Source organism: Streptomyces sp. cf386 (assembly GCF_900103585.1).
In the GTDB taxonomy this organism is placed as follows: Bacteria; Actinomycetota; Actinomycetes; order Streptomycetales; family Streptomycetaceae; genus Streptomyces.
Genome location: NZ_FNHV01000026.1, coordinates 94,016 through 117,961, shown reverse-complemented (window position 1 = coordinate 117,961; position 23,946 = coordinate 94,016). Strand labels below are relative to the sequence as shown.

General features: G+C 70.5%; 21 protein-coding genes. 19 read left to right on the top strand and 2 right to left on the bottom strand.

The annotated features are described in order from the left end of the window. The 4 genes from BLU79_RS48475 to BLU79_RS41710 form a co-directional block, all read left to right on the top strand. Positions 1-389, top strand: a 389-nt coding sequence (locus tag BLU79_RS48475) for a hypothetical protein (RefSeq protein ID WP_093911263.1), incomplete at its 5' end; no start/stop codon positions are given. Positions 390-630: 241 nt separating this feature from the next. Then, positions 631-1,254 carry a class F sortase gene (locus tag BLU79_RS41720; protein ID WP_256333660.1) on the top strand — a complete coding sequence of 208 codons (624 nt, stop codon included), beginning with the start codon at positions 631-633 and terminating at the stop codon, positions 1,252-1,254. Between the two features lie 117 nt (positions 1,255-1,371). Then, the gene (htpG, locus tag BLU79_RS41715; protein ID WP_093911261.1) at positions 1,372-3,276 is read left to right on the top strand and encodes a molecular chaperone HtpG; all 1,905 of its coding nucleotides are present in this window, start codon (positions 1,372-1,374) and stop codon (positions 3,274-3,276) included. Positions 3,277-3,373: 97 nt separating this feature from the next. Further along, positions 3,374-3,784, top strand: coding sequence for a VOC family protein (locus BLU79_RS41710; RefSeq protein WP_093911260.1), 411 nt, complete (start codon positions 3,374-3,376; stop codon positions 3,782-3,784). 15 nt (positions 3,785-3,799) lie between these two features. Here the strand turns inward: BLU79_RS41710 and BLU79_RS41705 are convergent, their stop codons facing one another. Next, the gene (locus BLU79_RS41705) at positions 3,800-4,345 is read right to left on the bottom strand and encodes a hypothetical protein (RefSeq protein WP_256333659.1); all 546 of its coding nucleotides are present in this window, start codon (positions 4,343-4,345) and stop codon (positions 3,800-3,802) included. A gap of 242 nt (positions 4,346-4,587) precedes the next feature. Between BLU79_RS41705 and BLU79_RS41700 the strand changes: the two genes are divergently transcribed. From BLU79_RS41700 to BLU79_RS41630, 15 genes are all read left to right on the top strand, one after another. Next, a complete protein-coding gene (locus tag BLU79_RS41700) occupies positions 4,588-6,126 on the top strand; it encodes an alanine racemase (protein ID WP_093911259.1) in 1,539 nt (512 codons plus the stop codon). After that, positions 6,123-7,454 carry a pyridoxal-phosphate dependent enzyme gene (locus tag BLU79_RS41695; protein ID WP_093911258.1) on the top strand — a complete coding sequence of 444 codons (1,332 nt, stop codon included), beginning with the start codon at positions 6,123-6,125 and terminating at the stop codon, positions 7,452-7,454. Before BLU79_RS41700 ends, BLU79_RS41695 begins: the two co-directional genes overlap by 4 nt. Positions 7,455-7,459: 5 nt before the next feature. Next, the gene (locus BLU79_RS41690; RefSeq protein WP_093911257.1) at positions 7,460-8,677 is read left to right on the top strand and encodes an aminotransferase class V-fold PLP-dependent enzyme; all 1,218 of its coding nucleotides are present in this window, start codon (positions 7,460-7,462) and stop codon (positions 8,675-8,677) included. A 96-nt stretch (positions 8,678-8,773) separates the two neighbouring features. Continuing rightward, positions 8,774-9,538, top strand: coding sequence for a class I SAM-dependent methyltransferase (locus BLU79_RS41685; protein ID WP_093911256.1), 765 nt, complete (start codon positions 8,774-8,776; stop codon positions 9,536-9,538). A gap of 425 nt (positions 9,539-9,963) precedes the next feature. Then, entirely contained in the window at positions 9,964-11,091 is a 1,128-nt protein-coding gene (locus tag BLU79_RS41680) for a GNAT family N-acetyltransferase (protein ID WP_093911255.1), read from the top strand. A gap of 153 nt (positions 11,092-11,244) precedes the next feature. Further along, the gene (locus tag BLU79_RS41675; RefSeq protein ID WP_371132041.1) at positions 11,245-12,486 is read left to right on the top strand and encodes a DegT/DnrJ/EryC1/StrS family aminotransferase; all 1,242 of its coding nucleotides are present in this window, start codon (positions 11,245-11,247) and stop codon (positions 12,484-12,486) included. A 68-nt stretch (positions 12,487-12,554) separates the two neighbouring features. Next, positions 12,555-14,294: a DNA polymerase/3'-5' exonuclease PolX gene (gene polX, locus BLU79_RS41670; RefSeq protein WP_093911253.1), complete on the top strand. Its 1,740-nt coding sequence runs from the start codon at positions 12,555-12,557 to the stop codon at positions 14,292-14,294. A 151-nt stretch (positions 14,295-14,445) separates the two neighbouring features. Continuing rightward, positions 14,446-15,561 carry a Gfo/Idh/MocA family protein gene (locus tag BLU79_RS41665; protein ID WP_093911252.1) on the top strand — a complete coding sequence of 372 codons (1,116 nt, stop codon included), beginning with the start codon at positions 14,446-14,448 and terminating at the stop codon, positions 15,559-15,561. After that, a complete protein-coding gene (locus BLU79_RS41660) occupies positions 15,558-16,496 on the top strand; it encodes a DUF6807 domain-containing protein (protein WP_093911251.1) in 939 nt (312 codons plus the stop codon). Before BLU79_RS41665 ends, BLU79_RS41660 begins: the two co-directional genes overlap by 4 nt. Further along, positions 16,490-17,251: a cupin domain-containing protein gene (locus tag BLU79_RS41655; RefSeq protein ID WP_256333658.1), complete on the top strand. Its 762-nt coding sequence runs from the start codon at positions 16,490-16,492 to the stop codon at positions 17,249-17,251. The genes BLU79_RS41660 and BLU79_RS41655 overlap by 7 nt, the downstream gene beginning before the upstream one ends. An 80-nt stretch (positions 17,252-17,331) precedes the next feature. Next, positions 17,332-18,615, top strand: a complete 1,284-nt coding sequence (locus tag BLU79_RS41650; protein WP_093911250.1) for an ABC transporter substrate-binding protein — start codon at positions 17,332-17,334, stop codon at positions 18,613-18,615. Continuing rightward, positions 18,612-19,556 (top strand): carbohydrate ABC transporter permease, encoded by a 945-nt coding sequence (locus tag BLU79_RS41645; protein WP_093911249.1) that lies wholly within the window; start codon positions 18,612-18,614, stop codon positions 19,554-19,556. Before BLU79_RS41650 ends, BLU79_RS41645 begins: the two co-directional genes overlap by 4 nt. Beyond that, positions 19,553-20,419 carry a carbohydrate ABC transporter permease gene (locus BLU79_RS41640; RefSeq protein WP_093911248.1) on the top strand — a complete coding sequence of 289 codons (867 nt, stop codon included), beginning with the start codon at positions 19,553-19,555 and terminating at the stop codon, positions 20,417-20,419. The genes BLU79_RS41645 and BLU79_RS41640 overlap by 4 nt, the downstream gene beginning before the upstream one ends. Before the next feature lie 5 nt (positions 20,420-20,424). Then, positions 20,425-21,003 (top strand): hypothetical protein, encoded by a 579-nt coding sequence (locus tag BLU79_RS41635; protein WP_093911270.1) that lies wholly within the window; start codon positions 20,425-20,427, stop codon positions 21,001-21,003. Between the two features lie 148 nt (positions 21,004-21,151). Next, positions 21,152-21,604, top strand: a complete 453-nt coding sequence (locus tag BLU79_RS41630) for a phospholipase (RefSeq protein ID WP_093911247.1) — start codon at positions 21,152-21,154, stop codon at positions 21,602-21,604. A 79-nt stretch (positions 21,605-21,683) separates the two neighbouring features. On the opposite strand, the gene BLU79_RS41625 is transcribed toward BLU79_RS41630, so the two are convergent. After that, positions 21,684-23,939 carry a heavy metal translocating P-type ATPase gene (locus BLU79_RS41625; RefSeq protein WP_093911246.1) on the bottom strand — a complete coding sequence of 752 codons (2,256 nt, stop codon included), beginning with the start codon at positions 23,937-23,939 and terminating at the stop codon, positions 21,684-21,686. Positions 23,940-23,946 lie beyond the last annotated feature (7 nt).

Genomic DNA, 23,946 nt, shown 5'->3' with positions numbered 1-23,946 from the left:
ACGACAAGGACTCCGGCAAGGACGACTACGACAAGGACTCCGACAAGGACGACTACGACAAGGACGACGAGCCCAAGGGCGGTGTCCACACCGGTGGCGGAGCGCTGGCGTCGGTCCTGAACAGCGACGACTGGGGCGGCGACAAGGACTCGAAGTTCGACCCGGAGAACTACAAGGACGACGACCACGAGAAGGACTCCTGGGGCGGCGACCACGAGAAGGAGTCCTGGGGCGACGACCACGACAAGCCGCACGGCGGGATGCACACCGGTGGCGGTGGCCTCGCCGACAACGCGGGTGTCACCGCTGGTGGGATGGCCGTCCTCGCGGTAGCCGGCACCGGCGTGTACGCACTGCGGCGCAAGAAGGCCTCCGGAACCGCGGCCTGACCATGCCCGGCGACATATCCGCCGTGGCCGCCGCGCGTGCGCCGCGCGCCGCGGCGGCCACGCCGGCCATCGCCCCCGTCCAGCCCTGTGACCAGCCCTGTGACCAGCCCTGTGACCAGCCCTGTGTCCTGCCCGAGTGAGGTGGTCCCCGATGGCCTTCGGCCGTCCCCCGTCCCCCGAAGCCGACCCGGCCTCTCCTGACACCGCTTCCGCGCCCTCTCGTCGGAGAAGGCGGACCGCGGTGGCCCTGTTCTGGAGCGCGGTGGTCGTCACGGTCCTGGTGGTGACCCTGCCCGGCAGCCCGGACGAGACGTCCGAAGCCCGTCGCGCACCGGCCGTCGAGTCGTCCGCACCACCGCAGGGCCGCTCGGCCGGCCCGCCCGCGCACACCCACCGCACCGAGGGCAAGCATCTGCCCAGGTCCCGGCCGGTGCGCCTGCTCATCCCCAAGATCGAGGTAGACGCGCCCTTCACCGACCTCGCCATCGGCAGCACGGGCCAGCTCCAGCCCCCGCCTGCCAACAACACCAACCTCGTCGGCTGGTATGCCAAAGGGGCGTCCCCCGGTGAGGCGGGCACGTCGATCATCGCCGGGCACGTCGACACGGTGACGTCCGCCGCGGTGTTCGCGGGCCTGAGCGAGCTGAAGAAGGGGGACCGCTTTCAGGTGCTGAGAGCGGACGGGCGCAAGGCGTCCTTCCTGATCGACAGCGTGGAGACGTTCGACAAGGACACCTTCCCCAGCAAGCGTGTGTACGGCGACACCCCCCGGGCCCGGGTCCGGCTCATCACCTGCGCCGGCGACTACGACCGTCAGGTCAAGGACTACACCGCGAACCTGGTCGTCTTCGCCCACCTCGTCTGACCCGACCGACTCCGGCGACCTGGGCCTTCTTCCGTACCGCCGCACTCCGCACCGGCCTCGTGTCCTACAGTGACTGCGACCTGTTCCGGTGACTGAGCTGTGAGGTAGTCGCGAACCATGCCGACCGAGACGTTTGAGTTCCAGGTAGAGGCCCGTCAGCTGCTCCAGCTGATGATTCACTCGGTCTACTCGAACAAGGATGTCTTCCTGCGCGAGCTCGTCTCCAACGCCTCCGACGCGCTCGACAAGCTGCGCCTGGAGAAGCTGCGGGACGACGCGCTCGACGCCGAGGTGTCCGACCTGCACATCGAGATCGACGTCGACAAGGAGGCCCGTACCCTCACGGTCCGGGACAACGGCATCGGGATGTCGTACGACGAGGTCGGGAAGCTCATCGGCACCATCGCCAACTCGGGGACGGCCACGTTCCTGAAAGAGCTGCGGGAGGCGCAGGACGAGGCCGGGGCCGAGGGGCTCATCGGGCAGTTCGGCGTCGGCTTCTACTCCGGCTTCATGGCGGCCGACGAGATGACGCTGGTGACCCGGCGCGCCGGCGAGGGTCAGGGCACCCGCTGGACGTCGCGCGGTGAGGCCACGTACACGCTGGAGACCGTCGACGACGCGCCGCAGGGCACGTCCGTCACGCTCCACCTCAAGCCCGCCGACCCCGAGAACCAGCTCCACGACTACACCTCCCCGTGGACGATCAAGGAGATCGTCAAGCGGTACTCGGACTTCATCACCTGGCCGATCCGGATGGTCCCGGAGGCGGGCGACTCGGAGGGCGACAGCGCGCCCGAGCCCGAGACGCTGAACTCGATGAAGGCCCTGTGGGCGCGTTCGCGCGACGAGGTGTCCGACGACGAGTACCACGAGCTGTACAAGCACATCAGCCACGACTGGCGCGAACCGCTGGAGACGATCCGGCTCCAGGCGGAGGGCACCTTCGAGTACCAGGCGCTGCTCTTCGTCCCCTCGCACGCCCCGCACGACCTGTTCACGCGGGACTTCAAGCGCGGCGTCCAGCTCTATGTGAAGCGCGTCTTCATCATGGACGACTGCGAGGAGCTGCTGCCGCCGTACCTGCGCTTCGTCAAGGGCGTCGTCGACGCGGCCGACCTCTCGCTCAACGTCTCGCGCGAGATCCTCCAACAGGACCGGCACATCAGGATGATGCAGCGCCGGCTGACGAAGAAGGTGCTGTCCACGGTCAAGGATTTCATGGCCAAGGACGCCGACCGGTACGCCACGTTCTGGCGGGAGTTCGGCACCGTCCTGAAGGAGGGCCTGGTCACCGACTCCGAGAACAGCGAGGCCATCCTCGCCGTCGCCTCGTTCGCGACCACGCACGCCGACGACGAGCCGACCACGCTCGCGCGCTATGTGGAGCGGATGAAGGACGGCCAGGACGACATCTACTACCTCACCGGCGAGTCCCGGCAGAGCATCGAGAACTCCCCGCACATGGAGGCGTTCCGGGACAAGGGCATCGAGGTGCTGCTGCTCACCGACGGTGTCGACGAGGTCTGGGTCGACACCGTGGGCGAGTACCAGGGCAAGAAGCTGCGGTCCGTCGCCAAGGGTGAGATCGACCTCGACACCGAGGGCGACGAGAAGGCCGACGGGGAGCGGGCGAAGCAGGCCGAGGAGTACGCCGGACTGCTCGGCTGGATGGGGGAGCAGCTGGACGAGGACATCAAGGAGGTGCGCCTGTCGACGCGGCTCACCGTCTCCCCGGCCTGTGTGGTCTCGGACGCGCACGATCTGACCCCGGCCCTGGAGCAGATGTACCGGGCGATGGGCCAGGAGGTGCCGCGCACCAAGCGAATCCTGGAACTCAACCCCGATCACCTGCTGGTGAAGGGCCTGAACCAGGCGTACAAGGAGCGCGAGGACCGCTCCGGGCTCGTCGAGTCGGCCGAGCTGCTCCACACGCTGGCGGTGCTCGCCGAGGGCGGCCAGCCCAAGGACCCCGCGCGGTTCGTGAAGCTGGTGGCGGACCGTCTGGAGCGCACCCTGTAGCGGCGCTGTGCGCCATGTGGCCGTGTGCGCGGGCCGTTGTCAGTGGCCCGCGCTACGTTCCTTCCAGTCGGCTTCCGGCCCTACTCCTGGAGGATTCATGGCCGCGCGTCTCAACCCCTACATCACCTTCGCCGGTGACGCCCGGCAGGCGTTGGAGTTCTACAAGGACGTCTTCGGCGGCACCCTGAACCTCAACACCTACGCCGAGTACGGCCAGAAGGACACACCCCTGGCCGACAAGATCATGCACGGCATGCTGGAGACGCCCGGCGACTTCACCCTCATGGCCGCCGACACCCCGACGGACGACCACCGGCCGGGCAACAACATCTCGGTGAGCCTGAGCGGCGACGACGAAGCCGAGCTGCGCGGCTACTGGGAGAAGCTGTCCGAAGGCGCCTCGGTGACCGTGCCGCTGGAGAAGCAGATGTGGGGCGACGTCTTCGGCATGTGTACGGACCGCTTCGGCATCACCTGGATGGTCAACATCGCCGGGCAGGCCGGCTGAGCGCGGGCAGCCGGATCATCTCTCCGGCAACCATTCGCTCAGGGCGTCGATGAGCCGGTCGAGGGCCGGTTCATCGACGGAGCGGTCGGTCATGACCGTACGGCCGTCGAAGCGGAGCGTGTACTGGAACAGGTCCGCAGCCTGCATGTTCTTGGTGAAATCGGAGACGTCGTCCAGCGCCGGGTCGCCGAGCAGGGTGCGCACCTCGGTGAACTCGGTCGCGTCGACGCGGTGGACGGAGCGTTCGCCCTTGCCGGTGGCGTGCGCGGTGCGGTCGCCCCGCAGCGTCACCTCCTTGTGCACACCGGCGAAACCGCCGGTGACCACCATGGACACCAGCACCTGATCCGGTCCGGTGACGGGGACCGGAGTCGGACCGGGGGACGACGAGGGCGACGCGGGCGAGGGGGACGACGACGGGGACGCCGAGGGAGATACGGCGGTCGAGGCGGTGACCACCGCGTCCGTCGGCCCCGCCACACCCGTGCCCTCCTCGGCAGTGCAGCCGGCCAGCCCCAGCATCCCGGCCACGACCACCAACGCCACCCGCTTGCGGAACACGGCGCACCCTCCCGTCGATCGCGTCAACTGGAGTGTCCTTACCACGGAATGGGCCGTTCCGGGCCCTGCGCGTGGTCTGGCTGTCGGCACCGGTGATTTTCGGCCCACCTGCTGACGTACCGCCCAGCAGTGCAGGTACGGGGCGTAAACCATCGGGAGCAGGGAAAGGAGCTATACGGCAAACCGCGGGGAGTGGTCGTCAGCCCGGAGTGTCGGGCCCGAAGCGCTGGGGAGGGCCGGGCATGGGCGGGCAGCCCCTGTATCTCGAACCGCGGCTGGAGTCGCGGCTGCGCTCCTTGCTGACCTCCCCGGAGCTGCTGCACACGCTCACCGACGCGCTCGGCTCGCCGCTGAACCTGGTCGTCCCCGACCAACTCGCCGACAATCTCCGGCAGTTCCGCGCGGTGTACGGCACCCACCACCTCTCCGGCCAGGTGTTCCTCGCCCACAAGGCCAACCGGTCCAGCGCCCTGCTGCGGAGGCTCGCCGCCACGGACGCGGGGGTGGACGTCGCATCGCTGGGGGAGTTGCAGCACGCCCTGGGCGCGGGCCTCACCCCCGACCGGATCACGGCGACCGGGCCGAAGAACCCGGAGTTCCTGTGGCTGGCGGCGCGCACGTCGGTCACCGTCAGCCTCGACACGCGCGGCGAACTGGAGCAACTCGCCAGGCTGGTACGCAGACACGCCCTGCCTCGGGCCCGAGTCCTGCTCCGCTTATCGGGGTTCGAGGCGTCCGGCGTACGGGTGCTGACCAGGCAGAGCCGATTCGGCACCGCCGTACGGGAGTCGGCCCCGCTGCTGGGGGCCGTCGAGCGACACGCCGACGTGCTCGACCTGGTCGGCGTGGCGTACCACCTCGACACGACGAGCCCGACCGAGAAGGCCGTGGCGCTGGAGGGCTGCCTGCGGGTGCTGGAGGAGTGCCGCAGCCGGGGGCTCCGGCCCCGGGCCGTGGACATCGGCGGCGGGTTCGGCGTCAACTACCTCGCCGACGGCGGCCAATGGGAGCGGTACACCACCGAACTCACCGAAGCCGTGCTGGGCATCCGCCCGCCCCTGACCTACGGCGGCCACGGCTACGGACTGCGCAACGAGGCCGGAACCCTGCGCGGCACGCTCGGTCTGTACCCCGCCCACCGCCCGGTCGCCGGCGCCCGCTACCTCGACGAACTGCTCTCCCACCCGGCCGCGTCCCTCGGCGGCCGCCCACTGGCCGCGCTGCTCCTGGAACACCTCTACGACCTGCACACCGAACCCGGCCGCGCGCTGCTCGACCAGTGCGGGGTGACCCTGACCAAGGTCCTGGAGGTGCGCGACCAGGAGGCGGATGGACCTCTTCACCTGCGGTTGGCGGCGAAGGCCGACGACGTGGCGCTGGAGGAGCACGGGGTGCTCATGGACCCCGTCGTCGTGCCACGGGACCCGGCGGGTCGCGGCGCCGCCCTGACGGACCCGGCGGGCGGTGACGCCGTCCCGCGGGTCCTGCCGGGCGCCGGTGGGGACGCCGGGACCGAACCCGTCGCCGTGCACCTCTTCGGCAGCCGTTGCCTGGAGTCCGATCTGATCACCCGCCGCACGGTCTTCCTGCCCCGCCGCCCTGCCCCCGGCGACCTGTTGGCCTTCGCCAACACGGCCGGCTACTGCATGGACTTCCACGCCACCCGTGCCCAGCACCAGCCTGCCGCGCGCAAGGTCGCCGTCTGGCAGGAGAGCGGCAGATGGCGCTGGTGCCTGGACGACCAGTACTGGCCGACCACACCCGTGGGGGGAGCGCAGTGAGGTACGACAGCATCACCGACGCCATCGGCAACACACCGCTGGTGCGCATCGACCCGGCCGTGCACGGCCTGAGCAACATCGACCTGTACGCCAAGCTGGAACTGCTCAACCCCTTCGGCTCGGTGAAGGACCGCGCCGCCTGGAACATGGCCCGACCGCATCTGACCGCCGCGGCCTCGGCCCCCGCCGGAGAAGGCGGGCAGGTCGTCGAGCTGTCGAGCGGCAACACCGCCAAGGCCCTGGCCGTCCTCGCGGGCATGCACGGCCTGACCTTCAAGAGCGTCACCAACCGGATGCGCATACCGGAGATCAAGGATTTGCTCCTGCTGCTCGGCGCGGAGATCGAGGAACTCCCCGGCCAGAGCGAGTGTCTGGACCCGACCGCCACCGATGACCCGCTCACCCTGTTCCACCGCACCCTCTCCGAGCCCGACAGCACCTATCTGCACACCGACCAGTACTTCAACCCGCGCAACACCGAGGCCCACTTCACCGGCACCGGACCGGAGATCGTCAAGGACCTGGACGGCCGGGCCCCGGACTGGTTCATCGCCTGCGTGGGCACCGCCGGTTCCTCCACCGGAGTCGCCCGCGCCCTGCGCGAACACGACCCCGCCGTACAGGTCGTCGGGCTGGTCGCGGCCAAGTCCGACTTCGTCCCCGGCATCCGCACCATCGACGAGGCGCACGAGGTGGGCCTGTTCGACCCCGGCACCTACGACACCATCGAGTCGGTGACCGCCGACGAGGCGATCGAGGGAATGCTGGCCCTCAACCGCCGCTGCGGAATCCTGGCCGGACCCACCGGAGGCGCCGCCTACTTCGGCGCCGTACGCGAACTTCAGCCCATCGACAAGGAACTGACGGAGCGCCAGTCCGCGGTCTTCATCGTCTGCGACCGAGTCGAGAGCTATCTGAGCTACGTCCGTCAGCGGCGCCCCGACCTCTTCGGCCGCCCGCGCCGCAGGAACTCCCCGGCCGACCTGACGGACGCCGAGATCCGCACGGCTCCGGCCATCGGCGTCGCCGACGCCCAGACGTGGATCGGCACCGGCGAACCGCTCGTCGTCGACCTGCGCGGCCCGTACGCCTACGCCGCCCTGCACATCGACGGCTCGGTCAACATCGTCGACGAGCTCTTCGAGGAACTCCTGCACGGCGGGCTGCCGTTCAGCCGTTCCCGCCCGGTCCTGCTGGCCTGCCCGGTCGGCGAGAAGTCCGCCCGCTACGCCGCCCTGCTGACCCGGCTGGGCCACCCGGACGTCCGCAGTCTGACCGGCGGCATCATCGCCTGGCGCGACGCGGGCGCACCCCTCGTACGGGACTGACGCCGATGACCGCGCCCAGGACCGATATCCAAGGCCCCGCCCTCATCGAGGAGTTGGGGGAGTGGCAGCGCACGCTGCGCGCCCAGTTCCCCATCGTCACCGCACACCCGGAACTGGCGTATCTCGACAGCGCGGCCACCGCCCAGAAACCGCAGGCCGTGCTCGACGCCGTCCACACCTACCTCACCACGACCAACGCCAACGCCGGACGCGGCACCTACCCCTGGGCCAACCGGACCACCACCCTGATCGAGCAGGCCCGCGACCGGGTGAAGGGGTTCCTCGACGACCCCGCCCCGGAGCGCTCGGCCGTGCACTTCACGAGCGGCACCACCGAGGGGCTGCGCACCATCGCCCGTGACTGGCTGCCCGATCTCCTCGCCGACGGAGACGAGATCGTCGTCCCGGTCGCCGACCACGAGGCCAACATCGCGCCCTGGCTGGAGGCCCAGCGGCAACTGGCCCGGCAGGGCGTGCACATCCGGGTCCGCCCGATGCCGTACCAGCGCTCTTCCGGCGACTACGACCACATCGCGCTCGCCGAACTCGCTGGTGGGCGAACCCGGTTCGTCGCCGCCACCCACGTCCACCATGTGTACGGCGGCGACATGAACATCCACCGCATCCGCCGGGTGGTCGGCCCGGACGCGGTCATCTGTCTGGACGCGGCCCAGAGCATCGGCCATCTGCCGGTGTCCGTGGCCGATCTGGACGTCGACTTCGTCGTCTTCTCCGGGCACAAGGCCATGGCCCTGCCCGGCACGGGCGCCGTCTGGGCCCGTCAGACACGCGGACCGGAGTTCACCCCGGGCGGCTGGTCCGGCACTCCCAACACGGTCGGCGTCGCCTCGCTCGCCACCGCCCTGGACTGGCTGGACACCGTCGGCGCCGACCGGATCGAGCGGTGGACTGTCGCCCTGGCTGCCCGGCTCACCGACGGCCTGCGCCACCTCGACGCCTACGAGATCCTCGGCTGTCGGGCCAGCCTGGCCGCCGACTCGTCCGTGCAGCGGCGCCAGGGCATCGTCACCTTCCGACACCACGCCATCGACTCCTCGGACCTGGGCTTCATCCTGTTCAGCCACGGCTTCATGATCCGCTCCGACCAGCACTGCCAGGGCCGCGCGGGGGAGCGGACCGGCTCGGTGCGGGTGAGCCTGCACGTCTACAACACCGTCGAGGAGATCGACCGCCTGTTGGGCGTCCTTGCCACCCTCGGGTGACGTACCGCCATTAGAGGGAATGGGAACCGTTTCCACCTAGTAGTGTCGGCGCCGACAGCGTGGAACAGGTGCGAGACGGCAAGGTGGCACGACCGGATGGGGCTGAGCCTGGCAACGGCGGAGCGATGGGTGGAGCGCTGGGAGCGCCAGCAGCAGCGGTACGCCGTGGACCGCGAGGAGCGGTTCACGGTGATCGCCGACGTCGTCGAGCGGGCCGTGGCCGGCCGGTCGGCGCGTCCGCTGGTCGTCGATCTCGGCTGCGGTCCCGGATCGCTCGCGGCACGACTGGTGCGCAGACTCCCGGACGCCGACATCGTCGCCGTCGACCGGGACCCCCTGCTGCTGGAGTTGGCCCGCACTCACCACGCGGACGCGGCCCGCTACGTCGACGCGGTGATCGGCGAGGACGGCTGGACCCACGCCCTGCACCTGGAACGCCCGCTGGACGCGGCCGTGTCGACGACGGCACTGCACTACCTCAGCCCGGACGCCCTGCACCGCACCTACCGGCAGCTCGCGGCACTGCTGCGGCCCGGCGGCGTCCTCGTCAACGGCGACCACTTCCCGCACGACGACACCGAGCTCGCCGCCCTCGCCGGGTGCGTCGGCAGCCGGCACGCCGAACGCGGGCACGCCCTGGCGCAGGAGGACTGGGACTCCTGGTGGACGGCCGTCGCGCAGGACCCCGAGCTGACCGACCTGCTCGCCGAACGGCGCCGCCGGGAGCCGGTCACCGGGACCGACAGCGCGGCGCGCCTGTCCGTGTCCGGGCACGAACGGCTGTTGCGGCAGGCGGGCTTCCGACATGTCGGCGCCGTCTGGCAGTACGGCGACAGTCATGTCGTCGTCGCGATCCGCTGACGTAGGGCGTCGCCCGCCGACACCGGAGGCGAAGGACCGCTCCACGGTGACGAAGTCGGTGTCGTTGATCGCGAGGATCTCGGAGATTGCCGGCGGCCGCTTCGAGCTCGGTACGGATCTTCTCGGGCACGCGTTCAGCGTCCCGGCGAAGGGCAAGGAGATCTCCAACGCGCTGTACGGCCAGGGTGCCGCCCTGGTGTCTCGTCTCCGACGACAACTTCCGCTTCAACGGAGGCCTCACCAAGTTCCATCTGTTGTCTGTTGGTCGGGGCCTGACCAAGCACAGCTAAAGGTTCGCACCTGCGCCTTGACAGCGTGCGTGCTGTTTCGCGACGTTTGAGCCTCGTCACATAGTTCGACATGGGCGTAAATGTGACGAGGCGCCAATAGGGCGTCCTGGGGGGACTCTGGGGGGAGCGGTCGCCATGCGATCCACGAGCGCCATCACGATTCACAGACCCGAGGAGCTGAACGAGTCGCTGCGCCGGGCGTGGCACCGCGCGATGGACGAGTCACCCGACTACGCGAACCCCTTTCTGGCACCGGAGTTCACGGTCGGCGTGGGCAGGTACCGCGGTGGGGCCCGGGTCGCGGTGCTGCACGAGAACGGGGAGGCCGTCGGTTTCTTCCCGTACGAGCGCAACGCGGCAGGCGTCGGCCGCGCCATCGGTTTAGGCCTCTCCGACTGCCAGGCCCTGGTGCACCGGCCGGGAGTCAGCTGGGACACCCGCCGACTGCTGCGGGCCTGCGGCATGTCGGTCTTCGAGTTCGATCACCTCGTGGAGGAGCAGCAGCCGTTCGGCCCGTACGTCACGGGGACGTTCGCCTCTCCCGTGCTCGACCTGAAGCCCGGCGAGGGCGACTATCCGGAATGGCTGCGCGTCACCTACCCGGGGCACGCCAAGACGACGCTGAAGAAGGAGCGCCGCCTGGGCCGGGACGCGGGGGAAGTGCGGTTCGTCTACGACGAGCGCGACCTGCGCGTGCTGCGCACGCTCATGCGGTGGAAGTCCGCCCAGTACCGCAGGACGGGGCGGATGGACCGGTTCGCCAAGCCGTGGATCGTCGATCTGGTGGACCACCTCTTCCAGGTCCGCGAGGAGCACTTCACCGGCATCCTGTCCGTGGTGTACGCCGGTGACCGGCCCGTCGCCGCGCACTTCGGGCCCAGGTCGCGCACCGTGTTCGCGGCCTGGTTCACCGCCTACGACCCGGAGTTCGGCTACTACTCGCCCGGACTGATGATGCACCTGAGGCTGGCCTACGCAGCGGGCCGGGACGGCGTGACGCTCATGGACATGGGGCGCGGCGCGAAGGAGTACAAGGACTGGCTCAAGACCCGTGAACTGCGGGTGGCCGAAGGGTTCGCGGCCCGCCCGCACCCGGTGGCGGCGGCCCACCGGATGTGGCGCAGACCGGTGCGCGGCCTGAGAAACACGGTCCTGGCCCACCCCGGACTGCGCGAGCCCGCCGACCGGCTGCTGAAGACGGTCGGCACACTGCGTACCTCGGGCCCGGCCCACTCACCGGGTATGGGAGCCCGCGCTCGCTGAGCGGGATCCACCCCTGTCACACGTCACGCGTCGGCGTCGTCCGCACGGCCCCTCGCGGTCTCCAACACCCCGCGCAGCGGCCTGGATCGACGCGCGCGAACGCACACCACCGCCCGCCCCGGGCGACCTTCTTCGTACCCTTCCACGGAAGAGGTGACCATGCCGTACGGATCGCGGCTCGCCGCGATGATGACACGGCGCATCGGACGCGAATGCGTCTACACGCCCTCGGCCCGACTGGCCCTCTACCTGGCGCTGCGGCGCTGGTGCCGGCCCGGCGGGCGGGTGCTGATGTCCCCGGTGAACGACGACGTGATCCTCTTCGTCGTCCTCGCCGCCGGACTGCGCCCCGTCCAGGCCCCCGTGTCTCAGTGGGACGGAAACATCGACCCGACCGCCGTACCGGAGTCCACCTGGCGGAACGTGGACGCCGTCCTGACCACGAACCTGTACGGCCTGCCCGACCGTGTCGTCGAACTGCGCAGCCGCTGCGACCAGTTGGGGATCCCCCTGATCGAGGACGCGGCCCACGCCATCGGCACGCATGTGGACGGGCAGCCCATCGGGACCTTCGGGACGGCGGCCGCGTTCAGCCTGTCCAAGCACGTGGCGGGCATGGCCGGCGGTTTCCTCGCCGTCGAGGACGCGCGCACCCGACGGGAACTGGAGCTGCTGCGCGACGACCTGCTGACCCCGCGCCGCCTGCGCGACGACCTGACCACCACGCTGCGCCCGCTGGCCCGGTCCGCCGTACGCACGCTCCACCTGGTCCGCCCGGTGTGGCGCACCATGCAGCGACTGAAGCTGCTGGAGCGCGACGAGTTCCGTATGGCCCTGCACGCGCCCCGCCTCGCCCGCAGCGCCCGCCAGGCACCGAGCCTGACCGCGTACGAACCCTGGGTGCGGGTCGACCTGCACGGCTTCCGCTCCCGCCACGGGGCCCTGGTCCGGGGCCAGTTGGAGCTGCGCATGACCCTGCTCGACGGCGACCTCGCCCGGCGCCGGACCGGTGTCTCGCTGCTGTCGGGCACCACCTGGGCCACCCCCGCCCTGCGCGAACGGGCGGGCGACGGCCCACCGTCCCTGTTCCGGGTGCCGCTCCTCGTCCACGACCGCGACACCCTCCTCGAACGCCTGGTGAACCACGGCGTGGTCGCGGGATACGTCTACGACCCGCCGCTCGACGACTACGCGGGCGCCGAGTTCGTCGAACCGTCCCCCGACCCCACGGCCGCCCGCTGGTTCGCCGCCCACACTCTGCCGGCCGACCCCCTCCTCGCCCGCAGGATCGCAGCCGCCCTGACGAAGGAACGGGCCACGCCCGCACACCCCCCGCTGCCGACCAAGCCCGTGCTGGACACCACGCCCACGCCACCCACGCCGCTGGGCCAGTAGAGGCCGCATCCGGGTGCCCGGCGGCGCCGGCCCGCGCCGCCCGGCCCCACCTTGCCTACCCTGGACCTGTGGCCCGCCCCAACGACGAGGTCGCCGCGCTGCTCCAGGAGTACGCGGACCTGATCTCGATCACCGGAGGAGACGCGTTCAAGGCACGCGTCTACGAGAAGGCCGCCCGGGCGATCGGCGGCCACCACGCCGATGTGTCCAAGCTCGACGTCAAGGGACTCAAGGAGATCCCGGGCGTCGGCAAGTCGATCGCCGAGAAGGTCGTCGAGTACTTCGCGGTCGGCAGCGTCTCCGCCGTCGAGGAACTGCGGGCGAAGATCCCCGCCGGTGTCCGCCGGCTGACGGCCATTCCCACCCTCGGCCCGAAGAAGGCCCTGGTCCTCTACGAGGAGCTGGGCATCTCCACGACCGAGGAACTCGCCGACGCCATCCACGAGGAGCGGCTGCGCGACCTCAAGGGCTTCGGGCCGAAGACCGAGGAGAACATCCTGCACGGCATCGGCCTGCTGCAGTCCTCCGGCGACCGCGTCCTGATCGACGTCGCCATGAGCCTCGCCGAGGACATCGTCGCCGAGATGTCGCAGGTCAACGGCTGTGAGCGCTGCTCCTACGCCGGATCGCTGCGCCGTGTCCGCGAGACGATCGGCGACATCGACATCCTCGTCGCGGCGAAGAAACCGCAGCCGATCATGCGGGCCTTCACCCAGCTGCCGTATGTCTCGGAGGTCATCGCGCACGGCGAGAAGAAGACGTCGATCCGCACCACCAAGGGCCTCCAGGTCGACCTGCGTGTCGTACCGCCGGACTCCTGGGGCGCGGCGATGCAGTACTTCACCGGCTCGAAGGCGCACAACATCCGCACCCGTGAGATGGCCGTGCACAAGAAGCTCAAGCTCTCCGAGTACGGGCTCTTCGACACCGAGACCGGCAAGAAGATCGTCTCCAAGACCGAGGAGGACGTGTACGCCCGTCTCGGCCTGCCCTGGATCCCGCCCACCCTGCGTGAGGACCGGGGCGAGATCGAGGCCGGGCTGCGCGGAGAGCTGCCCGAGCTGGTCCAGGAGAAGGACATCCGGGGCGACCTGCACACCCACACCGACCTCACCGACGGGCTCGCCCCGCTGGAGGAGATGGTCGCCGCTGCCGCCGAGCGCGGTTACGCCTACTACGCCGTCACCGACCACGGGCCCGACATGGCCATGCAACGGATGACCGACGAGCGGATCCTGGCCCAGCGCGCACGCGTCCGCGAGCTCGACGGGGAGTACGGCAAGCGCGGTAAGCGGGGCGGCATGCGGGTGCTGCACGGGGCCGAGCTGAACATCGGCCCCGACGGCGACGTGGACTGGCCGCCGGAGTTCCTCGCCGGGTTCGATCTGTGCGTGGCCTCGGTGCACTCGCACTTCAACCAGGGGCGCGAGGCGCTGACCCGGCGGATCGTCCGGGCCTGCGAGAACCCGCACGTCCACATCATCGGTCACCCCACCACTCGCCTCCTCGGCAAACGCCCCGCCATCGACGTCGACCTCGACGTGGTCTTCGCCGCCTGCGCGCGCACCGGTACGGCCCTGGAGATCAACTCCCATCCGGACCGGCTCGACCTGCGCGACGAGGACATCCTGCGGGCCAGGCGGCACGGCGTGAGGTTCGCCGTCGACAGTGACGCCCACGCCGTCATCCACCTGGCCAACCTGCGCTACGGCGTGGGCACGGCCCAGCGCGGCTGGCTCACCAAGGACGACGTGATCAACACCTGGCCGCTCACGCGACTGAGGCGGTTCCTGGAGAAGCGGCCCTGAAGGAGCCTCGTCCTCCCGAACCGGACAGGTCTCGCTTTGTTCATGTCACCGCAGAGGGGTTGTCCTTACATTCCGTCCCTGCCTAGGGTCGCCTTCATAGTGCAAGCGCTTTCTGAAGCGGGCTGTCCGCCGGCCGTCCGAGGAGAACTGCATGTCCCCAAGTACCGCCCGCCGCCGCGTCGCCGTGATCGGCACCGGTGCCATCGTCAGTGGCAGCCATCTCCCCGCACTGAGACACCACGCGGACCGGGTGGAGCTGGTGGCCGCCGTCGATGTGGACCAGGCCCGGCTGGACGCCTTCCGGCAGCTCGCCGGAGCGGACGTCGCCGGGTACACCTCGACGGACGACATGCTGGACGCCGTACGCCCCGACCTGGTCCTGATCGGCACGCCGCCGTCGCTGCACCGGGAGCAGACGGTCGCCGCGCTCAAGGCCGGCGCCTGGGTGCTGTGCGAGAAGCCGCTGTGCCTGTCGCTCGCCGAGTACGACGACATCGCGGCGGCCGAGGAGGCGTCGGGGGCGTATGCCTCGGTCGTCTTCCAGCACCGGTACGGCTCCGGAGCCGTGCACGCCCGTGAACTGATCGCGAGCGGGGAGCTGGGTGCCCCGCTGGTCGCGCACTGCCAGACGACCTGGCACCGGGACGCCGCGTACTACGCGGTTCCGTGGCGCGGACGGTGGGCCACCGAGGGCGGCGGGCCGACCATGGGGCACGGCATCCACCAGTTCGACCTGTTGCTGCATCTGCTCGGCCCGTGGGCGGAGATCCGGGCCATGGCCGCGCGCCTGGTCCACGACACCGAGAGCGAGGACGTCTCGACGGCCCTCGTGCGGTTCGAGAACGGCGCCCTCGCCACCGTCGTCAACAGCGTGCTGTCCCCGCACGAGGTGAGCCGCATCCGCATCGACTGCGCCGACGCGACGGTCGAGCTCACCCACCTGTACGGCCACCGCAACGACGACTGGGTCTACACCCCGGCCCCGCACGTCCCGTCCGAGCGCGCCACGGCCTGGCGCACCCCCGCGGCGGATCTGCCCAGCTCGCACACGGCGCAGCTCGGCGCCCTCCTCGACGCCTACGACAACGGTGTCCGACCGCCCGGCAGCGGCCCCGACGCCCGGGCCACCCTCGACTTCGCCGCCGCCCTCTACAAGGCCGCCTTCACGGGAAGCCCGGTGCACGCGGGCGAGATCCGGCCCGGCGACCCCTTCTATCCGGCCATGCACGGCGACCACCCCCACTGGGCCCCCAAGGAGCGCGCATGAGCATCCGCGTCACCCACGCGCACGGCGACCACATCGCGGTGACGGCGGCGAACGGCACCGAGATCCTTCGCTACGTCTACCGCCCCGACCCGGAGGCCTTCGAGTCCCGCAAGCCCTACGCCCACCCCGTGCGCACCCTCGCCGGGCACACCGTGACCGGCTACCGGCCCAGCGACCACCGCTGGCACAAGGGCCTGCAGATGACCGCGAGCCATCTCTCCGGCCAGAACTTCTGGGGCGGCAACTGCTATGTGCACGGCGAGGGTTACCTCCCGCTGCCCGAGCGCGTCGGCTCGATGCGGCACGACGGTTTCGGCGAGTTCACTGTCGAGGACGACCGGCTCGCCTTCACCGAGGAACTCACCTGGGTCGAGAACGGCGGCCAGGAGTGGGCGCGCGAGGTGCGCGGGCTGACCGTCCACTCGGTGGACGAGGAGGCCGGCGCCTGGGCCCTGGACTGGTCGATCCGGCTGACCAACGTCCGTGCCGAGCCGCTGACTTTCGGCTCGCCCACCACGGCCGGCCGCGAGATGGCCGGGTACACCGGACTCCAGTGGCGCGGCCCCCGGGACTTCACCGGAGGCACCGCCTTCGGGCCGGACATCGACGGGGGAGCGGGCGCGGACGCGGGCAAGCTGATGGGCACGCAGGGTCCGTGGCTCGCCTTCACCACCGTGCACGACGACGTCGACGGGCACTCCACGCTCGTCTTCGCGCACGCGCCCGAGAACCTCGACGAGCAGGCCGCGATCCACGAGTCGCACTGGTTCGTGCGTGCGGAGCCGATCCCGACGGTGGCGTTCTCCTGGGCGTTCTTCGAGGAGTTCGAGCTGCCGCCGGGCGAGTCCTTCGCGTACCGCTACCGGGTGGTCTTCGCCGACGGGGCCTGGGACCGTGAGCGGGTGGGCGCTCACCTGGAGGGGCTGCCGTGGTGAAGCCCGTGAAGCCCGGCCTTCCGCATCCACTGCCCGGCGCCGTCGGCCTGTCCCACCTCAGCGCCTACGACTGGGAGGCCGCCGACGGAGTGTGCGGCGGCAGCCCGCATCTGCACCTGGTGTGCACGGAGGCGTACGTCGTCACCGGCGGCCGGGGTGCCGTACAGACGCTGAGCCCCGACGGCTACCGGGACATCCCGTTGGAGCCGGGCTCCGTCGCCTGGTTCACGCCCGGGACCGTGCACCGTATGGTCCAGGGCGGTGATCTGCGCATCACCGTCCTGATGCAGAACAGCGGACTGCCGGAGGCCGGCGACGCCGTGTTCACCTTCCCGTCCGAGGTGCTGGCCGATCCGGACAGATACGCCGCCGCGGCCACGCTGCCGGCCGGCACCGGCCCGGAGACGGCGGCTGCCGCGCGCCGCCGCCGGGACCTCGCCGTCGAGGGCTACCTCGCCCTGCGCGAGGCGCTCGTCGCCGGGGACAACGGCCCGTACGCCGAGTTCCAGCGCGCCGCCGCCCGGCTCGTGCGCGCCAAGGTGCCGAACTGGCGGGAGTTGTGGCGGGCGGGCGCGCTGGCCACGGCCGAGCGCACGGGCGCCCAGCTCGACGCGCTGGAGGCGGACGAACCGGCGTATCTCGCCGACGCGACCGCACACGAGACCGCGCCCACCCGGCTCGGCGGGTTCGGGATGTGCGGCCGCCGGGACGAGTACAACCTGCCGGGGACGACGCTGCCTTACGGCGGCGAGTAGACGGCCAGGGGGGCCAAGAGGGCCGAGGGGAGCCGAGGGGGGCCAACAGAAAGTCCGAGGAGAAAAGAGGTGACCTCGGCATGCCCGGACACAGGACAAAGGGGTTCTGCGCATCGGCCGTCGCGCTCGTGCTCTGCGCGATGGCGGCCGGTTGCGGGGGATCCGGGGAGTCGGTCGGCGGCGGCAAGGTCGTGCTGCGCTACACGTGGTGGGGCAACCCCGATCGCGCGGAGCGCACCGAGCAGGCCGTCGCCCTGTTCGAGAAACAGCACCCGAACATCCGGGTGCAGACGTCGTTCTCGGCCTACGAGGCGTACAAGCAGAAGCTCGCCACCCAGGCCGCGGGCGGCGACGCCCCCGACGTGATGCAGCTCGACTACCGGCAGATCGACCAGTACGCCTCCGGCGGCGTCCTGCTCGACCTCGCGCGGCAGAAGGCCGTACTGGGCACCGGCGAGATCGATCCGGGGCTCCTCGCCACCGGCCGGCTCGACGGCACGCAGTACGCGATTCCCCAGGGCCGCGGCACCGAGACCGTCGCGTACGACGTCAAGGTGTGGAAGGAGTCCGGAGTTCCGCTCCCGGGCCGGAGCTGGACCTGGAGCGAGTGGGCCGACGCCATGCGCGCCCTGGCCGAGAAGACCGGCAAGCCCGGCGCCACCGACCCCGGCCAGAGCGAGGACTGCTTCGAGGTCTGGCTGCGCGGCCGGGGCAAGTCCCTCTACACGAAGGACGGCGGCCTCGGCTTCACGGCCGACGACCTGACCCGCTGGTGGACCTTCACCGACAAGCTCCGGCGCGAGGGCGTCGTCTCGCCCGCCGAGCAGACCACGCAGCTCGACGGCTCCGTCGAGAACACCCCGCTCGGGCGCGGCGAGGCCGTGGCCGACTCCAACTGGGACGCCCCGGCCAGCGGTTTCCTCGCCCTGATCCCCAGCGGCGTCGCGCTCGCGCCGATGCCGTCCGGCGAGGACGGCACCCCCGGCCAGTACTTCAAGCCGTCGATGTTCCTCGGCGTCGGCGCCAACACCGGTCACGCGAAGGAGGCGGCCCAGCTCGTCGACTTCCTCATCAACGACGAACAGGCCGCGAAGATCCTCGGCGCCACCCGCGGCATCCCCGTCAACGAGTCCGTACGCGAGGAGATCGAGCCGCAGCTCAAGGACTTCGACAGGACGATCGCCGCCTACCAGTCCTCCCTCGAAGGCTCCCTCAAGGACCCGCCGCAGGCCCCGCCCTCCGGCGACAACGCCCTGCAGACCACCTTCCAGCGCGACTACGACCAGGTGTCCTACGAGCGCATGTCGCCCCGCGAGGCGGCCGAGAACTACGTCACCGAGGCGAAGGCGGAGCTGAGGTCATGACCACCACCGACATACCCGCGGCCACCGCCCGCGCCACCGGGCCGGTCAGGCCCTCGAAGCGCCGCCCCAAGCGCGAACGCCAGGGCCCCGCCTGGGTGTTCCTGTCCCCATGGGTGCTCGGCGCGGTCGTCCTGACCCTGCTGCCGATGGCCGTGTCGCTCTACCTGTCCTTCACCGACTACGACCTGTTCAACCCGCCGCGCTGGGTGGGCCTGCGCAACTACGTCCAGATGTTCACCGAGGACCCGCGCTACTGGCGGTCGGTGGTGACCACACTGACGTACGTCGTCATCGCCGTGCCCCTGCAACTCGCCCTCGCCCTTGTCGTCGCGCTCGCCCTGAAGTCCATGAAACGCGGCAAGGGCTTCTACCGGTCGGCCTTCTACGCCCCTTCGCTGCTCGGTGCGTCGATGTCCATCGCCCTCGTCTGGCGCGCGGTCTTCAACGACGGCGGCACGGTGGACCACCTGTTCGGCACCGGCGGCTGGGTCAACAAACCCGGCTGGGCGCTGCTCGCCGTCGCCCTGCTGACGGTGTGGCAGTTCGGGGCGCCGATGGTCATCTTCCTCGCGGGACTCCAGCAGATCCCGAGCGAGCTGTACGAGGCGGCGGCCGTCGACGGGGCCGGGAAATGGCGGCAGTTCCTGTCCGTCACGGTGCCCATGCTGTCCCCGGTCCTGTTCTTCAACCTCGTTCTCCAGACCATCCAGGCCTTCCAGGTCTTCACGCCCGCCTTCGCGATCGGCGCAGGCAAGGGCGGCCCGGCCGACTCGACCCTCGTCTACACCCTCTACCTCTACGACCGCGGCTTCGTCGCCTCCCACATGGGCTACGCCTCCGCCATGGCCTGGGTGCTGCTGATCGTCATCGGCGCCGTCACCGCGGTGCTGTTCCGCACCTCGCGCTCCTGGGTCTTCTACGCCTCCGAGGGGGACCGATGACATCCATCCCGACCGAGGCCGCGCGCAGGCCCGTTGCCTGGGGCCGGATCGCCCTGCACGTCGGCTGCCTGGCCGCTCTGCTCGTCATGCTGTACCCGCTGGCCTGGCTGCTGGCCACCTCGTTGAAGCCCGCCGACGAGGTCATCGCGAGCCTCGACCTGCTGCCCAGCCACCTGGAGTGGTCCAACTACTCGACGGCTCTGGACGGCGTCAACGACGTGTCCATCTGGCGGCTGCTCACCAACTCGCTGCTGATCGCGGGCGGCGCGGTCCTCGGCAACGTCATCAGCTGCTCGCTGGCCGCCTACGCCTTCGCGCGCCTCCGATTCCGCTTCCGCGGACCGCTGTTCGCCTTCATGATCGCCACGATCATGCTGCCGCACCACGCGGTGCTGATCCCGCAGTACATCATCTTCAACCAGCTCGGCCTGGTGAACACCTACTGGCCGCTGATCCTGCCGAAGTTCCTCGCCACCGAGGCGTTCTTCGTCTTCCTCATCGTGCAGTTCATGCGCGGACTGCCGCGTGAGCTGGAGGAAGCGGCCCGCATCGACGGCTGCGGCCCCTTCCGCAGCTTCTTCCAGGTCGTACTGCCGCTCACCCGCCCCGCCCTGATCACCACGGCGATCTTCACCTTCATCTGGACCTGGAACGACTTCTTCACCCAGCTCATCTACCTCTTCGACCCGGACAAGTTCACGCTCACGCTCGCCCTGCGGTCGTTCGTGGACGCCTCCAGCACCTCGGCGTTCGGCCCCATGTTCGCGATGTCCGTGATCGCGCTGCTGCCGATCGTGCTGTTCTTCCTCGCCTTCCAGCGGCTGCTGGTGGAGGGCATGGCCAGCTCCGGAATCAAGGGGTGAGCGAGATGCCGGCACGTGAGGCGGGCGAGGTGTTCGGCCCGCGGATGACACTCTTCGCCGACGTCCTGAGCGTCGGCCTCGCCACGGCCGTGGCCAGTCTGCCGTTGCTGACCGCCCCGGCCGCGCTGTCGACGGCCTGCGCGGTGCTGCGGGGCGCTCGGGAGGACCAACCCGCAACCGCCGGACGGTACTTCGCGCTGCTACGGCGTCGGCTGCGCACCGGCGACCTGGCGGGGGGCGCCCTCGCGGTGGCGGGGGTGCTGCTGCTGGCCGCCGATCTGGCCCTCGCGCGGGCGGGGCTGCCGGGTGCGCCGGTGTTCGCGGTGGTGGCTGCCGCGATCGGCGCCTGTGCCACGGTGGTTGGTCTCAGGGCCTGCGCCCGCCGTGAGTCGCTCACCGACTGGCGTACGGCGGTGCGCGAGGCCGCCCGGGACTCCGTGCGGGACGTGGGCGGCAGTGGCCTGGTGCTGCTCGCGGTGGTCACCGCCGCCCTGTGCGCGTGGATGCTGGTGCCGCTCGCGTTCCTCGCCCCGGGGTCGTTGGCGTTGGCGGTCACCGCGGTGGACGTACGCAGGGGAGGATGACGTCGAGTTCATCCCCGGATCTCCTTGCATGTCCATGAGTTAACGGGCCATTAGGCGGCATGCGGTGTAAAAGGACCGTTGGAGTGTCAATCATCTTGTCATGAACCTGCGGCCCGACGGGCGGGCCGCAGCCTCATGGAGGTGTGGAATGCGCCGCACGCTCGCCACCGGTCTCACCGCCTCGGCCCTCTCCCTCGTGACCGTCTTCGCCGCCGCCTCGACCGCAGACGCCGCCCCCGCCGACAAGCCCCAGGTCCTGGCCAGTTGGACCCAGACCAGCGCGTCCAGCTACAACTCCTGGGTCGCCGCCCGCGGCAACCAGTCCGCCTGGGCCGCCTACGGGTTCGACTGGTCCACCGACTACTGCTCCTCCTCCCCGGACAACCCCTTCGGCTTCCCCTTCTCGACGTCCTGTGCCCGACACGACTTCGGCTACCGCAACTACAAGGCCCTGGGCGCGTTCGACGCCAACAAGGCGCGCATCGACAGCGCCTTCTACGAGGACCTCAAGCGTGTGTGCGCGGGCTACAGCGGTGCGACGAAGACCGCCTGCAACAGCACGGCCTGGACCTACTACCAGGCCGTGAAGGCCTTCGGCTGACACCTCGTCACAAGGCAGGAGGGCGCCGCATGGGCGGCGCCCTCCTGGCTTTCGTCGTCCTCTTGGCTTTCGCCGAGGATCAGTTCGCGGCCCGGAACGACCGCAGCCGCAGCGAGTTGGCCACCACGAACACCGAGGAGAAGGCCATGGCCGCCCCCGCGATCATCGGGTTGAGCAGCCCGGCCGCGGCGAGCGGCAACGCGGCGACGTTGTAGGCGAAGGCCCAGAACAGGTTGGACCGGATGGTGCCGAGCGTCCTGCGGGAGAGCCGGATCGCGTCGACGGCGGCGCGCAGATCGCCACGGACCAGGGTGAGGTCGCCGGCCTCGATGGCGGCGTCCGTGCCGGTGCCCATCGCCAGCCCCAGATCGGCCTGCGCCAGGGCCGCCGCGTCGTTGACGCCGTCGCCGACCATCGCGACCGAACGGCCCTCGCCCTGAAGCCGCTTGACGACGTCGGCCTTGTCCTGCGGCAGCACCTCGGCGATGACGTCCTCGGGCGCGATACCGACCTCGCGGGCGACGGCATGGGCGACCGCCTGGTTGTCGCCGGTCAGCAGGATCGGGGTGAGGCCGAGGGCGCGCAGCCTCCGAATCGCCTCGGGGCTGGTCTCCTTCACCGCGTCGGCGACCTCCAGCACCGCCCGCACCTCGCCGTCCCATGCGACCGCGATGGCCGTGCGGCCGGATGCCTCGGCCTCGGACTTGGCGCGCGCGAGATCTTCTGGCAGCTCCATGGCCCACTCTGCGAGAAGCCGCTCCCGGCCCACGAGCACCGCATGGCCCTCGACAACGCCCTGCACTCCGAGCCCGGGCACGTTCGCGAAGTCCTCCGGCGTAGGCAGCGATCCCAGCTTCGCCAGCGCGCCCTCGGCCACGGCCCGGGCTATCGGGTGCTCGGAGGCATGCTCCAACGCGCCCGCGAGCCGCAGGACTTCGGCCTCCTCGGTGTCGTCGGCGGTGTGCACGGCCAGCAGGGTCATCCGGCCGGTGGTGACGGTGCCCGTCTTGTCGAGGACGATCGTGTCGACCTTGCGCGTGGACTCCAGAACCTCCGGACCCTTGATCAGGATGCCGAGCTGGGCGCCCCGTCCGGTGCCCACCATCAGCGCGGTCGGCGTGGCCAGACCCAGGGCGCACGGGCAGGCGATGATCAGGACGGCGACCGCCGCGGTGAAGGCGGCGGCCGGTCCGGAGCCGTTGCCGAGCCAGAAGCCCAGGGTGCCGAGCGCGAGGGCGATGACGATCGGCACGAAGACGGCGGAGATCCGGTCCGCGAGCCGCTGCGCCGCGGCCTTGCCGTTCTGCGCGTCCTCCACCAGCTTCGCCATCCTGGCGAGTTGGGTGTCGGCGCCCACCCGGGTGGCCTCGACGACGAGACGGCCGCCCGCGTTGATCGTGGCACCGGTGACCGGGTCGCCCTCGGCGACCTCGACCGGCACGGACTCGCCGGTGAGCATCGAGGCGTCCACTGCCGACGAGCCCTCGACGACGATGCCGTCGGTGGCGATCTTCTCGCCGGGACGCACGAGGAATCGGTCGCCTACCTTCAACTCCGTTACGGGAAGGGTCTGTTCGGTGCCGTCGGCGCGCAGGACCGTGACGTCCTTGGCGCCCAGCTCCAGCAGCGCCTTCAGCGCCGCGCCCGCCTTGCGCTTGGAGCGGGCCTCGAAGTAGCGGCCGGCCAGGATGAAGGCGGTGACTCCGGCCGCCGCCTCCAGATATATGTTGCCGGCGCCGTCGCTGCGGGCGATGGTCAGCTCGAAGGGGTGCGTCATGCCCGGCTCGCCCGCGGTGCCGAGGAACAGCGCCCACAGGGACCACAGGAACGCGGCCGACGTACCGACCGAGATCAGGGTGTCCATGGTGGCCGCGCCGTGCCGCAGATTGGTGAACGCCGCCCTGTGGAAGGGCCAGGCGGCATACGTCACGACGGGCGCCGCCAGCGTCAGGGACAGCCACTGCCAGTACTCGAACTGCAGGGCCGGGATCATGGCCATCGCGATGACGGGCACGGCCAGGGTGACGGCGGTGACCAACCGCTCCCGCAGCGGCCGTAGTTCATCGGGCTCGTCGCCGCTCCCGGTCGCGTCGGGCACGGGCGGCGCGGGCTCCTGCGCGGTGTACCCCGTCGCCTCGACGGTGGCGATGAGGTCCCGGACGGAGACGTCGCCGCCGTAGCTGACCTTCGCCTTCTCGGTGGCGTAGTTGACCGTGGCGGTCACCCCGTCCAGGCGGTTGAGCTTCTTCTCGATGCGCGCCGCGCACGAGGCGCAGGTCATGCCGCCGATGACGAGCTCTGTCTCGGTGGTCGGGTGGGACGCGGTGGTGGTCATCGCTGCT